This window comes from Aeromonas sp. R5-3 (genome assembly GCF_040908225.1).
Taxonomy (GTDB): domain Bacteria; phylum Pseudomonadota; class Gammaproteobacteria; order Enterobacterales; family Aeromonadaceae; genus Aeromonas; species Aeromonas dhakensis.
The window spans coordinates 55,222-67,622 of record NZ_JBFODH010000005.1 but is presented as its reverse complement, the minus strand read 5'-3'; the positions used below and the strand labels follow the sequence as shown (position 1 = coordinate 67,622).

Sequence of the window (12,401 nt, the reverse complement as noted above, 5' to 3'; positions counted from 1 at the left end):
ACCAAGGAAGGATCCGATAACAGGGAGTGTCAACGGTAGGTATTGGCCTGCTTGCGCCGACTGCTGATGAACCAGCACACCACCAGCAGCACCAGCAACCAGGGCGCCAGCTTGATGATGAGGGCAAACATGCCAGCCAACGCGCCAAACAGCACGAAGACGCCGCTCACCAGCAACATGGCCAGCACGGTGAATCCGGCCAGCGCCATGCCGACCAAGACCAGCATCAAGACGATAAATTCCAGCATGTTGTGCTCCTCACTGGGTTGATGCGGCCAGATGACCCGGGGTCAATCCAGCCAACGCTTCAATTCACGACGGGGCGGCATGATCAGCACCGCCAGCAGATAGATGGCCAGGGCCAGGGGCGGCATCAGGATCAACGCCATCAAGGCCGCGACCCGCACCGTCACCCTGGAGAGCCCCAGCCCATTGGCAATGCCGGCACAGACTCCGGTCAGCTTGCGATGGGCAAGATCCTTCGGCCAGGGCGTCATGGTTATGCCTCCACCTTTTGCCCCTTGAGGCGGGCCAGCTCACGTTCAATCTCGTCGTTCAGCTCCAGCTCGCGGAACTGGGCCTCCAGCGAGGGGTTCTGCCCCAGGGTTGCCGCCTCCAGCTGAGCTTCCAGCTGATCGACTCTGCCCTGAAAGCCGTCAAAACGGGCCATCAGCTCGTGCATGCGCTGGTTGTCCACCTGGGCACGGGCTCGCAGCCGGCTGTGGGCGGTCTGCTCGCGCAGGGTCAGCATCTTCTGCTTCTCACGCGCCTCGGTCAGCTTGGCGGCCAGCCGCTCGCTGTCGGCGGTGAGCTGGGCCAGCACCTCGGCCACCCGCGCCTTGTCCTGCTCCAGCTGTTCACACTTTTTGACCTCGGCCAGCTTCTCGGTCAGCGCGGCCCGGGCCAGATCCTCGCGTCCCTTCTGGATGGCGAGCTCGGCCTTGGCCGACCACTCCAGGATCTGGTGTTGCAACGCCTGCTGATGGCGCTCCAGCTGCTTCTGTTCGGCGATGACGCGGGCGGCCTGGGTTCTCATCTCGACCTGGACCTGCTCCATCTCCTCAATCATCAGCCGCAGCATCTTCTCCGGCTCTTCGCTCTTGTCGAGCAGGCTGTGCAGGTTGGCATTGATCACGTCGGTCAGGCGGCTAAATACGCTCATGGTCTGGCTCCTTGTTGATGGGATGGCTATCTCTTCCCATAACACTACAAGAGCCGTGCCAAGATATTTTCTCCTTTATTTACAAATAGATAAGAATTACAGATATATCATGCAGACGAATGATGTGGCGAAAAAAACCGATCTAGTGGTGATTTTCACCAATAAAAAAGGGAGCCAACGGCTCCCTCATGCAATCAGTGACAGGCTCAGGCGGCGCGGGTATGGCCGAGCTTGCTGTCCAGTTCGACCAGCTTGGCCTCCATCCGGCTGCGGCAGATTTCGGACAGCTCGCGGATGCCGGCGGCGCCGTGCTCCTTGCTGCAGACCGGGGCCATCACTTCCAGCAGCACCTCGCCGTTGTCCCAGCGGTTGAGATCGATCTGGCCGAAGTAGCTGGAGCAAACGATGGGTACCACCGGCACCTCAGCCTGCACCGCGGTATGGAAGGCACCCGCCTTGAATGGCAGAAGACCGCGCCCCTTGGAACGGGTCCCCTCCGGGAACATCCAGATGGAGGTGCCACGCGCCTTGATGCGATCCACCACCTGGCCTATGGTGCCGATGGCACGGGAGCGGTTGGAGCGGTCGATCAGCACGTTGCCGGAGAGCCAGAAGATGAGGCCGAAGAAGGGCAGCCACAGCAGGCTCTTCTTGCCCACCGCCACCACACCGGGCTGCACCGCGCCGGTCACGGTGAAGATGTCGTAGTTGCTCTGGTGGTTGCAGACGTAGACGGCCGGCCCCACCGACTTCACCTCGTCGGCCACCGTCACCCGGACCTTGAGGCCGATGAGCGGACAGACAGCGTGATACATGCGGGCAAAGACATAGACGTTGTTGGGATGGCGCGGACGCACCAGGCACAGCAGCAGACCGAACAGGAACCAGAAAATGAGCAGCAGACCAAGCAGCAGCACACGGGCAATTTTGAGCATCGAACACCTCGGATTTTGACTCGGCGCAGTATACTGGTCCCCCTTTTAGCGAACAAGCGTTCGCCAGACAGAACCGACCACCCTTCGCCACTCGCCCCTGAGCCATAAAACGGACGGCGGCTTGCCCCACCCGGTATTGGCCGTTAGGATGTGGCCATCTTGATGAACGGGGCGAGCATGATTCACCAACAACGCGTGGCGAAACGACTCCTGCTGCTGGTCTGCCTGCTGGTGCTCAATTGCGCTGCCCAGCCGCTGGCCCGGCTGGCCCTGCTCGATCACGCCATCAGCTGTCAGGCCCTGCCCCAGTTCGCCTCAGCCGACGACCAGGCCGACAAGGCCAAGCCCGCCAGCCCGCAGCCCAACAGCTGCCAGCTCAACGGCAAGTGGCTGAGCGCCACCACCCTGCTCTGCTTTGAGCAGCTGTTCTTTGCGGTGGCCCTGCTCATCGCCCTGCTGGCCCCGCTCTGGCGCTACACGCCGCCACTGCCGCCGCCCCGGGCTGTTTCGCCTCCCGAACGACGACTTCACCTCACCCTCTGTGTCTGGCGGGAATGAGTTCAGCCGCGCTTTTTCAGCCTGCTGTCATTCATTTTTTGCGAGACAACATCTATGTCAACTCTCTTCAAGGCGAGCCTGCTGCTGGGCTGCCTGCTGTGGCAATCCAGCGGATTGGCCAGCGATACGGGCTGGCTCACCAGCCCCCAGAACGATCACGCCAAGGTCAGGCTGCAAGCCGACCGCAGCGCCCCTGATCACACCCGCATCCTGCTCGAGGTGGCCCTCGAATCCGGCTGGAAAACCTACTGGCGCAGCCCGGGTGAAGGGGGCATAGCGCCCCAGATCCTGTGGGAGCAGCCGGTCGGCGACTTCCAGTGGCACTGGCCCACGCCGCGCCCCTTCGAGGTGGCCGGGCTCAGCACTCAGGGTTATCAGCAACAGGTGCGCTTCCCCCTGAGCCTGAACTACCCCGCCGGGCAGCCACTCAAGGGCACCTTGCGCCTCTCCACCTGCAGCAACGTCTGCATCCTGACCGACTACCCCTTCACCCTGGCGGCGGATGGGCAGGCACCGGCCGGTTTCGACTTCGCCTGGGCCCAAACCATGAGTACCTTGCCGCAAACGCTGCCCGCCGATACCCGGGTCGAGCTCGGCTACCAGCACAACCAGCTGCAGCTGCGCGCCGAGCGGGCAGAGGGTTGGCAGGCGCCAGCGCTCTTCATCGATGCGCAGGAGGGGGCCGAGTTCGGCAAGCCCGCGCTCGAGGTGAGCGGCAACACCCTGATTGCCCGGGTGCCGGTCAGCGACGGCTGGCAGGGGGATGCCCCTGACTTGCGCGGTCAATCCCTCAGCCTGCTGCTCGGCAGCGGCGATGAGGCCTGGCAGACCCGCGCCACCATCGCCGGGCCTCTCGCCCTGCCGGCCCCAGGCCAGCCTCTCATCTGGCTGTTGGGGGCGGCGCTGCTCGGCGGCCTCATCCTCAACCTGATGCCCTGCGTGCTGCCGGTGCTGGCCCTGAAACTGGGTACCGTGCTGCAGCAGCAGGCGCGCGAACAGCGACAGGTGCGCAAGCAGTTCCTCGCCGCCAGTGCCGGCATCATCACCTCCTTCTGGGTGCTGGCGGCCATGAGCAGCCTGCTGCGCGCGACTCAGGGTGCCGTCGGCTGGGGGATCCAGTTCCAGAGCGCCGGTTTCATCGGCTTCATGGTGGCGGTGACCCTGCTGTTTTGCGCCAACCTGCTGGGCTTGTTCGAGATAAGGTTGCCCAGCAATCTCAACACTCGCCTCGCCACCAGCGGCGGCAAGGGGCTCGGTGGCCACTTCCTGCAGGGGAGCTTCGCCACCCTGCTGGCGACCCCCTGTTCAGCCCCCTTCCTCGGCACCGCGGTGGCCTTTGCGCTGGCGGCGCCGCTCGGCCAGCTCTGGCTCATCTTCACGGCGCTCGGCCTTGGCATGAGCCTGCCCTGGCTGCTGGTGGCGGCCCTGCCGCGCCTCGCTCTCTGGCTGCCCAAACCGGGCCGCTGGATGGGGCGGCTGCGCATCCTGCTCGGGCTGATGATGCTGGGCTCCAGCCTCTGGCTGGCGAGCCTGCTCGGCAACCATCTGGGCAGCACGGCTACCGGCTGGCTGATGGCCGCCATGCTGCTGACGCTGCTGATTGGCATCCTCTGGCGTTATGGCATGCGCGGTTTCACGCTGGCCCTCTCTCTCTCGGCACTCATCGGCGGCGCCCTGTTGCTGGGTGGCGCCCTCACGGCGCAGGGGGCGGGCAGCGTCGATCGCATTGCCTGGCAGCCGCTCTCCGAACAGGCCATCGTCGATGCGCTGGCCCAGCGCAAGCGGGTCTTCGTCGACGTCACCGCCGACTGGTGCGTCACCTGCAAGGCCAACAAGTACAACGTGCTGCTACGTGACGAGGTGCAGAACGCCCTGTCGGCCCCGGACGTGGTGGCCCTGCGCGGCGACTGGAGCCGGCCGAGCGATGCCATCTCCGCCTTCCTGCGCCAGCGCGGCGCGGCCGCCGTCCCCTTCAACCAGATCTACGGGCCCGGCCTGCCAGAGGGAGAGATCCTCTCGCCCCTGCTGGACAAGGCCGACTTGCTCGACGTGTTGCACCAGGCCGGCCTCGTCCGGGCCGATGTCACCCATTTTTAAGGAGAATCCCATGACCCTGCGTACCCTGAGACTGCGCACCCTGACCCTCTGCACCGCCCTGCTTGCCGGCACCCTGAGTGCCCCCTTGTTGCAGGCGGCCCCCTTCACCCCGGAGCAGGAGGCGCGCATCAAGGAGCTCATTCGCGAGACCCTGGTCGCCAACCCCAAGATCCTCGACGAGGCGGCCGAATCCTGGGAGAAACAGAACGCCGCGGCCCAGGAGGCCCAGCTCGGCGACTTCATCAAGGGCAATCAGGATGTGCTCTTCAACAGTGCCACCAGCCCGCGCCTTGGCGCCAAGAATCCCAAGCTGACCCTGGTGCTGTTTACCGACTACAACTGCCCCTACTGCAAGCAGTTCGATCCCCAGCTGACCAAGCTGCTCAAGGCCTATCCCGACGATCTGGGACTGGTGATCAAGCTGCTGCCGTTCAAGGGGCAGAGCTCCGCCAAGGCGGCCCAGTACAGCCTGACCCTGTGGCAGCAGGAGCCGGCCCGCTTCCTCCCCCTGCACGACAAGCTGATGAGCAAGCAGGGGATGCTGACCGAGGCGGACATCAACAAGGCGCTGGCGGCCACCGGCAACATGGCCCTCAAGCCCGATGCCAAGGCCACCGAGGAGCTGCGCAACAGCCTTCGCATCGGCACCCTCCTGGGCGTGCAGGGCACTCCGGCGACGCTTATCGGCAACCAGCTGGTGCCGGGCGCCGTGCCCTATGACGAACTGGAGCAGCTAGTCAAAGCCGAGCTGGCCAAGCGGAGCTAAGCCATGGCGGAGGATGCAGTCGTAAAGGCACCCCGCTGGCGCCGTTGGGGCAAGGAGGCGCTCTGGCTGCTGCTGATGGCGCTGGTCATCTCCACCCTGCTGGATCTGTGGCGCAGCCCCAGCCTGCCGGCGGGGGCCATGGAAGCCCCCTTCACCCTGCAGGATGGCACCACCACCAACCTGGCCGAGCAGAGCCGCGGCAAGCCGCTGCTGGTCTACTACTGGGCCAGCTGGTGCGGGGTGTGCCGCTTCACCACACCGACCGTGGAGAGCCTGTGGCAGGAGGGAGAGAACGTGCTGACGGTGGCGCTGCGCTCCGGCAGCGATGAGCAGTTACGCGCCGGGATGGCGAAGAAGGGGCTCGCCTTTCCCACCCACAACGATGAGCGGGGGGTTCTGGCCGCCCGCTGGCAGGTGGGGGTCACCCCCACCTTCCTCGTCATCAAGGATGGGACGCTGGTGAGCAGCACCACCGGCTGGAGCTCGTGGCTCGGGCTCAAGGCCCGCCTGCTGTGGGCTGGCTGGTAATCCCGCCCGCCCAGCAATGAATGTATGCAAAGAGCCCGGTATCACGACCGGGCTCTTTTTCATCTGAAGGCTGACAAGCCTATTTCGTGGGCGCCATGGCGCCCTGACCGAGCCGCCCCCTGGCGCTGGCCCGCTCGGCCTCGTCGAGTACCCCGTCCCCGTTCTTGTCCATCCGGGTGAAGAGGGCCTCATGGCGTGCCATGAACTGCGCCTTGGTCGTGTCTTGCATCGCCCTCATGTTGCCCATGTTTCCCATCTTGCCCGGCATGGCCTGGCCGGACTGCTGCATCGCCTCGTGCATCTTGGCCATGGCAGCCTCTCTCTCGGCCACCGACAGGGTGCCATCCTTGTCGGTGTCCTGCCGGGCAAAACGCTGCTCGGCTCTTTCCATGAACTGGGCCTTGGTGATGTCCCCCTTGATGAACATCAAGGGCTCGTCGATGCTCTCATCGGCGGCGATGGCAAGGCCGCCCAGCAGTACCATAGGCAGAAGATAAAATTTGAGCATGGCTGTCCATTCCTTAGTAAGGGTCTCGGCCCGGCCGAGGCCTGCTGAAGATCGCCAGGGCAACGCCCGGCGCCTCCTGTAGTGTAGCCCCGGTGCCACCCCCTACCGGGAGGCAGATCGCAAGGTGTACCGACCGCACCTCCCCCTGGTTACTTTTCTTCCTATTCATGGCGATGGCCGCCTGTTTGCGTTAAAATGTCGGGTTTTTGCCGAGCCTGGTTTGCCAAGATCCCCGCCGCCAGGCCAGCGCAGGGTCAATTCCACGATGCCAGTGAGGCAGGATCCGTCATGAACAACTACTTCCGGGTGTTGGGCGTCAAGTCCAACGCCAGTGAAAACGACATCAAGAAAGCCTATCGTCGGCTGTCGAACCAGTACCACCCCGACAAGCTGCACGGGGCGAGCGAAGAAGAGAAAGAGCAGGCAGCCGCCCGGCTGCACCAGGTAAAGCAGGCTTATGAAGTGCTGTCTGATCCGAAACAGCGGGCCGCCTTCATCAAGGATTTCAACAACGTCATCGTGACCGATCCCGCTGCTGCCATGCAGGAGATGTGGGACCAGTTCTACCCCTGAGCCACCAGGCAAGAAGAGCGACTATGCAAAAAAAATGGGACCAGGCACGGCTCAAGGCCCTGCAAAGCGATGCCAGCGAGAATATCGAATCCTACCGGGATCAGGACGACCCCAAGGGACTCGAGCAGTTCACCGACCAGATGAAAAGCCTGCTGCTGGCAGACATGAGCATGCTGGAGTTCATGCCCGAATACCTGCCGCTCGCCCTCTATGGCCGGGTGCAGTTCCCCGCCAAGGCCAAGGGGCAGTGGAACAAGTGGCTCGCCAGCGGCGAGCAGCCGAGCTGGGACGAGTTCAAGGTGAGCGTCGGCTTCAACAACGCCGCCCTGCCGCTGGTCAAGGCGGTGCGGGCCCAGAGCGAAGATCAGCTGATGGAAGCCTGCGCCGTGCTGTTCCTGCTCGACAACCCGCTGCCGCGCGGCAGCCACCGCGGCGATGACGACTATGAGCTGCGCGACGAAGAAGAGGAAGACGGGGAAGATGCCGACGCCGACTACCACGGCGGCAGCGACCGCTATGGCGACGACCAGGGCGAGCAGGATATGTACGACGAAGTCCGTTTCTAATTGGGGCAAGGCATGAGCAACAGTCTGATAGAAATTACCGCCATCGAGATCAAAGAGCTGGCCGTTATCGAGCCGAAGCAGGCCAGCGAGAAGTTCGAGCTGATCGCCAAGACCATGTCTGACGACCAGCTGGCGGAAGTCATTGAAAATATTGATATCGTTACCCTGACCCAGATCAACGGCCAGCACGACATCTCCTTCCCCTCCATCATCTCCGAGCTGATGACCCCGGAGCGGATCCGCGACATCGTCTGCCAGCAGCCGCTCTACTGGGAAGAGGCGATCAAGAACAACGCCGACGAGCTGCAACAGCACACCTTCGACTTCCTCAACTACCTGATCCGCACCCAGGATAGCGAAGCCAAGCAGCGCGAGATCCTCGAGTGCGTGGCCGAGGATCCGGCCGGTCTCTTCTACCTCGCCATCCCCTTTATCGAGTTCTATCGTGGCGATCGCTATGAAGAGGACGAAGGCTATCGCGACGTGCTGCACGCCGAAGAGGAAGATCTCGAAGAGTCCCTGCGCTACAGCGAGCGCCAGCAGAGCGAGGATGTCCACGACTACGCGCTGGATGACCCGAGAAGCCTGTTGATGCTCATTCGCGAGCTGGCCCCCGAGGTGGAGAAAGCCATCAAGGCGCTGCTGCGCAACGAGCACTCGACCTGGGACGGCATCATCAACAAGTTTGCCGCCGAGCTGGTGATGCAGGCCAAGGAGAAGAACAAGGTCGAGGAAGACGAGTACGGCGACGTCGACGACATGTTCAGCTTTCTGGATTAAGGAGCCCATTCATGCAGTTAGTCATTCGCGATGCCAACCAGGGCCCCTTTTTGACCCAGGTGCTGCGCTTTGGCCGCGACAATGAACGTTTGACCGAGCAACAGCTGGCCGCCATCAAGGGCAAGGCGGTGCTGATGAGCCTCAAATTCGCCGACAAGTACTACAACAAGTACAAGATGCACCTGCTGGAGCAGGCCGCCCACGACGTCATCGGCGTGGTAAGCCTCGGCCTGCAGGAGCTCTCGGCGCGGGATCCGGCCAAGGCGCTGGCGCTGCTGCAGGCGCCGGAAGGCCCCATCAAGCCGTTCCAGAAGGGCTGGTCGATGCTCATCACCGTCAGCCCCAAGCAGGCTGGCAACAGCCTCTACGGTGACGTGGATGCGCGGCTCTTGGACAAGATCTCGAGCCCGCCGGACGTGGAAGAGTGGCAAGGGTGGCAGGAGTACGAGAAGGCACTGACCGAGCACAACAAGAGCCGCCTGATGGGGCTCATCGACCAGCACTTCTTCGCCTGCGAGAGCGACCACCCCACCATGGAGGACAAGCTGGCCGAAGCACTGCTCTACCGCATCCTCTGCGGCAAGGGCAGTGGCGCCGCTCCGCTCAAGGTGAAGCAGGATCTCAAGCGCAAACTGGCGCGGGAGATTGAGCTCGACGAGAGCTGGTACGACATCGACTACCTCGCCGCCCAGCTCGCCCTGATGCTGAGCGCGCTGCCCGCCGACATGGCCGCCGCCCTGCGCCAGGAGCTGAGCCCGGGCTTTGTGCCCAACCTGCTCCATACCCTCGGCTTTGTGCGCCAGTACCAGCTGCTGCAAAAAGAGAACGCCTCGCCGGAGAAGCTCGACAACATGGAGATGCGCGCCGGGCTCAAACACCCGCTGCTCGGCTGGCCGCTCTATCACGACTTCTAAGGTGCCATGCCCCCTTGCAGGACGGCCCTTGCCTCCCCTCCCACAACGCCCGGCTTGCCGGGCGTTGTGCTATCTAAAACATGTAAAATATATTGTTGATGGCCAACAGGCACCGAATCATAGATTTTTTCATATCTATGAGGAGCTCTCCAATAAATCATAAAATCTATCATGTAATAAATAGCGGGCTCATAGTAAAAACAAACTGACACTGGAATATATACATCCCCCCTATATAGGCACTACACAATTAATGTCAATAAGATAGTGTGTAGTCTGCGAAGAATGAATTGCGATAAAATCATTCGGTCTAACAGTGGAGGGAATACAAAATGTTCAAAAAACTATCTATTTTATTTATTCTAATGTCATCAATAAATGCAGAGGCCAATACAGCTTGGTTTTCAGGATGGCAGGCATATAAACCGACAAATTGGCAAACTATTGGAACTTGGTACAGCTGTGTTAGCATTGTAAACATATCTTCAGGCTCAGTAGAAGTGTCCATCAGTTACTACAACAGTACTGGTGACATCGCATCCCCACCTTTGACTGGTTCAACGGTCACTCCAAAAGCAACATTAACTTCTCGTCAGACGGTTTACTGGTGCACAGATTCCAAACAAATAGCTCCAGGTACAAATATGTGGGGCGCAGGAGTTATAACAGCGACGCCCCTTGATGGCCAAACTGAACCGGCATTGGTTATTGCACAAGCAGACGTAAGAAATTTATCTCCATCTGGTAGCTACAATGCATGGTCCAGCATTCCGGTAAATGGTGGTCTGCCCTTCTAATAGAACAAGCCTGGTACATAATCTCATAGAATACTTTGGATATAGTAACCTAGCATAACACCCGGCAAGCCGGGTGTTATGCTATCTGCCCGGCGGCCATCAGGCCAGACTACCCCGTAAGCGTGATTGGCCCCATTTTTGACAGGGATATAATGACTCCCCCATACAAGCCGCAGGGGGGCAAGGCAGTGAGCAGAAAGCCGGACCGCATTACCGCGATGCAGCAAATCATCGATGCCGTGAAGGCGGAATTTCCGCTTTATCAACCGGATACCTTCAAGTGCGGGCCGGACAATACCTGCATCGGCTGCCCCAAGAAGCTGATGGAGCTGGTGGATACGGACCTCTGCTACTGGCAATATCAGATCGATCGCGGCATCCCGCCCACCTTCGACGAGCTCTACAGCTTCGGCAAGATGTGCAAGAACATCCGCCGGGCCCTGGTGCGCAATGGCCGCATCCCCGCCTGAGCGCCCCATCGCAGCCAAGAATTAAGACATCCGCCGGCAACACCAGAGAGGTACAGAGCATGACCCAGGAGAGGATACAGACCCGCTATACGCTAAATGGCCCCCTTGCCAGCCGCGCCGAGCTGGAGCAGGCCATCACCCGGGCCATCGAGGCGAACAAGCAGGACTTCTTCCCCCTGCTGGAGCGGCTGGTGGATGTGGGGGACAGCCGGGTCAAGCTCAGTCAGAAAGCTCCGCTGCGGGTACTGGAGGTGAAACTCGATGGGGCTAACACCGGCGGCAGTGCGCGCCTCAACTACGAGTCCAACTTCGCCGAGAGCTGCCGGCTTATCGACGAATATGACCAGCACCAGACCAGCGTGGCTTTTACCCTCGACGGGGATCAGCTCGTCTTCGATCTTGAGCTGCCCATTGCCTGGAACTTCGACAACTAGGGCTACTCCCCGCCTTCGCTCAGCGTCCTGCCCATCACAAGAAAGGAGCCTTGTCGGCTCCTTTTTCACTGACTCACCGCATCGCGCGGATAGTCCCGCCCTCTGCGTCACATCTCAGGTGAGGTAGTTCAGGTGAGATAGTAACGCCACGACCGGACCGGCTCGGCGAAACCGACCCGGATGCAGAAGGGCGCCAACTCGTGATTGGCCTGCTCCAGGCTGAGGGTCTGGTGGACATCTTCCTGACACCACTGCACGAACTCGCCGCTGTTGAAGCTGTAGTGATCCCCGTGAAAGACTCCGTGGGCCTCGATCAGCCCGATGGCTTTCTCTGTTTCCATGATTTGCCTCCCGGCATTGTGCTGCTCCCTTCAAGTCTAGCGAACAGGGAGGTGGGCGCTATCTGGAAACCGTCCGCTCGCTATATACTCAAGGCCTTGTGAGCCCGACTCACCACGATAAGGAGATATGACATGTATATGTTTTTGCCCTTCTTGCTGGCACTAGTAACGGGGATCAGCATCTTGATGAACAAGCGCGGTGCCTCCTATCTGCTCTGGGCCCTGTTGCTGGTAGTGACCCTGCTCTCCTTTATGCACCATGTGACCGACCCGCTCACCCTTTCGTTCTAGGAGCCCGCCATGAGTCTTTCGACCTCCTCAACAGCCGCGAAGAGTGACCTGCCCCAGTTGCTCGATACGCTGGGGCTGGCCGGCATCTGCCTGACCCTGATCGTCGCCTTCTATTACCAGCTCTATCTGGCCGAGCTGCCCTGTCCCTTGTGTTTATTGCAGCGGGTCGGCCTTGTGGTCGCCGGTTTCGGCTTTATGTTCAACCTGCAATTTGGCGCAAAAGGGGCCCACTACGGCATAGTGATTGTCGGCGCGCTGACCACCGCCATGATCGGCGCCCGGCAGGTGCTGCTGCATATTCTGCCCGGCGATCCCGGCTATGGTTCCACCTTTCTCGGGCTGCACTTTTATAGCTGGTCGCTGATCAGCGCCCTGCTGATCATATTGGCCGTCGCCCTGATATTGATGGTGCGGGACGGGCTCGCTATTCCCCTGCCAAAACTGGCTCTGGCACGCTGGGGACGCATGGCCTCCCTGCTGTTTGTCTTGCTGATTGCGGCAAACCTGATCTCTACCGTACTGGAGTGCGGCGCAGGGCAGTGCGCCGATAATCCGGTCGTCTATGAGCTGCTGAGCCAGCGTTAACAATCCTCAAAGGTGGCGGCCACTCCGCCACCTTTTATGGCCGTCTTATCTTGCCGAAAGGGGCAACAAGCGCGGCGCATTGCACTCACTGGCAAT

Annotated in this window: 19 protein-coding genes; 13 read left to right on the top strand and 6 right to left on the bottom strand. The window is 61.3% G+C overall.

The window, feature by feature from the left end:
* Positions 1-29 precede the first annotated feature (29 nt).
* The 4 genes from pspG to AB5Y95_RS02550 form a co-directional block, all read right to left on the bottom strand.
* The gene (gene pspG / locus AB5Y95_RS02565) at positions 30-248 is read right to left on the bottom strand and encodes an envelope stress response protein PspG (protein WP_010636066.1); all 219 of its coding nucleotides are present in this window, start codon (positions 246-248) and stop codon (positions 30-32) included.
* Positions 249-290: 42 nt separating this feature from the next.
* Positions 291-497, bottom strand: coding sequence for a PspC domain-containing protein (locus AB5Y95_RS02560; RefSeq protein WP_005305247.1), 207 nt, complete (start codon positions 495-497; stop codon positions 291-293).
* A gap of 2 nt (positions 498-499) precedes the next feature.
* A complete protein-coding gene (gene pspA / locus AB5Y95_RS02555; RefSeq protein ID WP_017765345.1) occupies positions 500-1,162 on the bottom strand; it encodes a phage shock protein PspA in 663 nt (220 codons plus the stop codon).
* Between the two features lie 206 nt (positions 1,163-1,368).
* Positions 1,369-2,097 (bottom strand): 1-acylglycerol-3-phosphate O-acyltransferase, encoded by a 729-nt coding sequence (locus AB5Y95_RS02550; RefSeq protein ID WP_005305253.1) that lies wholly within the window; start codon positions 2,095-2,097, stop codon positions 1,369-1,371.
* Between the two features lie 177 nt (positions 2,098-2,274).
* On the opposite strand from AB5Y95_RS02550, the gene AB5Y95_RS02545 reads away from it, so the two are divergent.
* From AB5Y95_RS02545 to AB5Y95_RS02530, 4 genes are read left to right on the top strand one after another with little or no spacing between them, the layout of a single operon-like run.
* On the top strand, positions 2,275-2,655 hold the full coding sequence (locus AB5Y95_RS02545) for a hypothetical protein (RefSeq protein WP_368159452.1): 381 nt from the start codon (positions 2,275-2,277) through the stop codon (positions 2,653-2,655).
* 54 nt (positions 2,656-2,709) lie between these two features.
* Positions 2,710-4,752, top strand: coding sequence for a protein-disulfide reductase DsbD family protein (locus AB5Y95_RS02540; protein ID WP_368159451.1), 2,043 nt, complete (start codon positions 2,710-2,712; stop codon positions 4,750-4,752).
* Positions 4,753-4,762: 10 nt separating this feature from the next.
* Entirely contained in the window at positions 4,763-5,518 is a 756-nt protein-coding gene (locus AB5Y95_RS02535; RefSeq protein ID WP_368159450.1) for a DsbA family protein, read from the top strand.
* A gap of 3 nt (positions 5,519-5,521) precedes the next feature.
* Positions 5,522-6,046, top strand: a complete 525-nt coding sequence (locus AB5Y95_RS02530; RefSeq protein ID WP_368159449.1) for a redoxin domain-containing protein — start codon at positions 5,522-5,524, stop codon at positions 6,044-6,046.
* Between the two features lie 79 nt (positions 6,047-6,125).
* Here AB5Y95_RS02530 and AB5Y95_RS02525 read toward each other — a convergent pair whose 3' ends face one another.
* Positions 6,126-6,554, bottom strand: coding sequence for a hypothetical protein (locus tag AB5Y95_RS02525; RefSeq protein WP_025201126.1), 429 nt, complete (start codon positions 6,552-6,554; stop codon positions 6,126-6,128).
* A gap of 288 nt (positions 6,555-6,842) precedes the next feature.
* Here AB5Y95_RS02525 and AB5Y95_RS02520 point away from each other — a divergent pair, with 288 nt between their 5' ends.
* From AB5Y95_RS02520 to AB5Y95_RS02490, 7 genes are all read left to right on the top strand, one after another.
* A complete protein-coding gene (locus AB5Y95_RS02520) occupies positions 6,843-7,127 on the top strand; it encodes a DnaJ domain-containing protein (protein WP_024943298.1) in 285 nt (94 codons plus the stop codon).
* Positions 7,128-7,150: 23 nt separating this feature from the next.
* Complete coding sequence (locus AB5Y95_RS02515) at positions 7,151-7,693, top strand: hypothetical protein (protein ID WP_368159448.1); 543 nt, start codon at positions 7,151-7,153, stop codon at positions 7,691-7,693.
* Positions 7,694-7,705: 12 nt separating this feature from the next.
* Complete coding sequence (locus tag AB5Y95_RS02510; protein ID WP_005335887.1) at positions 7,706-8,473, top strand: hypothetical protein; 768 nt, start codon at positions 7,706-7,708, stop codon at positions 8,471-8,473.
* A gap of 11 nt (positions 8,474-8,484) precedes the next feature.
* Positions 8,485-9,387 (top strand): hypothetical protein, encoded by a 903-nt coding sequence (locus tag AB5Y95_RS02505; protein ID WP_368159447.1) that lies wholly within the window; start codon positions 8,485-8,487, stop codon positions 9,385-9,387.
* A 332-nt stretch (positions 9,388-9,719) separates the two neighbouring features.
* On the top strand, positions 9,720-10,184 hold the full coding sequence (locus AB5Y95_RS02500; protein ID WP_126880563.1) for a hypothetical protein: 465 nt from the start codon (positions 9,720-9,722) through the stop codon (positions 10,182-10,184).
* Between the two features lie 218 nt (positions 10,185-10,402).
* Positions 10,403-10,654, top strand: coding sequence for a hypothetical protein (locus AB5Y95_RS02495; RefSeq protein ID WP_042006167.1), 252 nt, complete (start codon positions 10,403-10,405; stop codon positions 10,652-10,654).
* Between the two features lie 59 nt (positions 10,655-10,713).
* A complete protein-coding gene (locus AB5Y95_RS02490; protein ID WP_368159446.1) occupies positions 10,714-11,088 on the top strand; it encodes a hypothetical protein in 375 nt (124 codons plus the stop codon).
* Between the two features lie 128 nt (positions 11,089-11,216).
* Here AB5Y95_RS02490 and AB5Y95_RS02485 read toward each other — a convergent pair whose 3' ends face one another.
* A complete protein-coding gene (locus AB5Y95_RS02485; RefSeq protein WP_005305294.1) occupies positions 11,217-11,429 on the bottom strand; it encodes a hypothetical protein in 213 nt (70 codons plus the stop codon).
* 132 nt (positions 11,430-11,561) lie between these two features.
* On the opposite strand from AB5Y95_RS02485, the gene AB5Y95_RS02480 reads away from it, so the two are divergent.
* Positions 11,562-11,720: a DUF5993 family protein gene (locus AB5Y95_RS02480; RefSeq protein WP_005305296.1), complete on the top strand. Its 159-nt coding sequence runs from the start codon at positions 11,562-11,564 to the stop codon at positions 11,718-11,720.
* 9 nt (positions 11,721-11,729) lie between these two features.
* Positions 11,730-12,305 (top strand): disulfide bond formation protein B, encoded by a 576-nt coding sequence (locus AB5Y95_RS02475; protein WP_005305299.1) that lies wholly within the window; start codon positions 11,730-11,732, stop codon positions 12,303-12,305.
* Positions 12,306-12,401 lie beyond the last annotated feature (96 nt).

What these genes read in the sequence shown, in the direction of transcription:
- pspG (WP_010636066.1), bottom strand. Translation starts at nt 248, where the DNA reads ATGCTGGAATTTATCGTCTTGATGCTGGTCTTGGTCGGCATGGCGCTG.
- AB5Y95_RS02560 (WP_005305247.1), bottom strand. Translation starts at nt 497, where the DNA reads ATGACGCCCTGGCCGAAGGATCTTGCCCATCGCAAGCTGACCGGAGTC.
- pspA (WP_017765345.1), bottom strand. Translation starts at nt 1,162, where the DNA reads ATGAGCGTATTTAGCCGCCTGACCGACGTGATCAATGCCAACCTGCAC.
- AB5Y95_RS02550 (WP_005305253.1), bottom strand. Translation starts at nt 2,097, where the DNA reads ATGCTCAAAATTGCCCGTGTGCTGCTGCTTGGTCTGCTGCTCATTTTC.
- AB5Y95_RS02545 (WP_368159452.1), top strand. Translation starts at nt 2,275, where the DNA reads ATGATTCACCAACAACGCGTGGCGAAACGACTCCTGCTGCTGGTCTGC.
- AB5Y95_RS02540 (WP_368159451.1), top strand. Translation starts at nt 2,710, where the DNA reads ATGTCAACTCTCTTCAAGGCGAGCCTGCTGCTGGGCTGCCTGCTGTGG.
- AB5Y95_RS02535 (WP_368159450.1), top strand. Translation starts at nt 4,763, where the DNA reads ATGACCCTGCGTACCCTGAGACTGCGCACCCTGACCCTCTGCACCGCC.
- AB5Y95_RS02530 (WP_368159449.1), top strand. Translation starts at nt 5,522, where the DNA reads ATGGCGGAGGATGCAGTCGTAAAGGCACCCCGCTGGCGCCGTTGGGGC.
- AB5Y95_RS02525 (WP_025201126.1), bottom strand. Translation starts at nt 6,554, where the DNA reads ATGCTCAAATTTTATCTTCTGCCTATGGTACTGCTGGGCGGCCTTGCC.
- AB5Y95_RS02520 (WP_024943298.1), top strand. Translation starts at nt 6,843, where the DNA reads ATGAACAACTACTTCCGGGTGTTGGGCGTCAAGTCCAACGCCAGTGAA.
- AB5Y95_RS02515 (WP_368159448.1), top strand. Translation starts at nt 7,151, where the DNA reads ATGCAAAAAAAATGGGACCAGGCACGGCTCAAGGCCCTGCAAAGCGAT.
- AB5Y95_RS02510 (WP_005335887.1), top strand. Translation starts at nt 7,706, where the DNA reads ATGAGCAACAGTCTGATAGAAATTACCGCCATCGAGATCAAAGAGCTG.
- AB5Y95_RS02505 (WP_368159447.1), top strand. Translation starts at nt 8,485, where the DNA reads ATGCAGTTAGTCATTCGCGATGCCAACCAGGGCCCCTTTTTGACCCAG.
- AB5Y95_RS02500 (WP_126880563.1), top strand. Translation starts at nt 9,720, where the DNA reads ATGTTCAAAAAACTATCTATTTTATTTATTCTAATGTCATCAATAAAT.
- AB5Y95_RS02495 (WP_042006167.1), top strand. Translation starts at nt 10,403, where the DNA reads ATGCAGCAAATCATCGATGCCGTGAAGGCGGAATTTCCGCTTTATCAA.
- AB5Y95_RS02490 (WP_368159446.1), top strand. Translation starts at nt 10,714, where the DNA reads ATGACCCAGGAGAGGATACAGACCCGCTATACGCTAAATGGCCCCCTT.
- AB5Y95_RS02485 (WP_005305294.1), bottom strand. Translation starts at nt 11,429, where the DNA reads ATGGAAACAGAGAAAGCCATCGGGCTGATCGAGGCCCACGGAGTCTTT.
- AB5Y95_RS02480 (WP_005305296.1), top strand. Translation starts at nt 11,562, where the DNA reads ATGTATATGTTTTTGCCCTTCTTGCTGGCACTAGTAACGGGGATCAGC.
- AB5Y95_RS02475 (WP_005305299.1), top strand. Translation starts at nt 11,730, where the DNA reads ATGAGTCTTTCGACCTCCTCAACAGCCGCGAAGAGTGACCTGCCCCAG.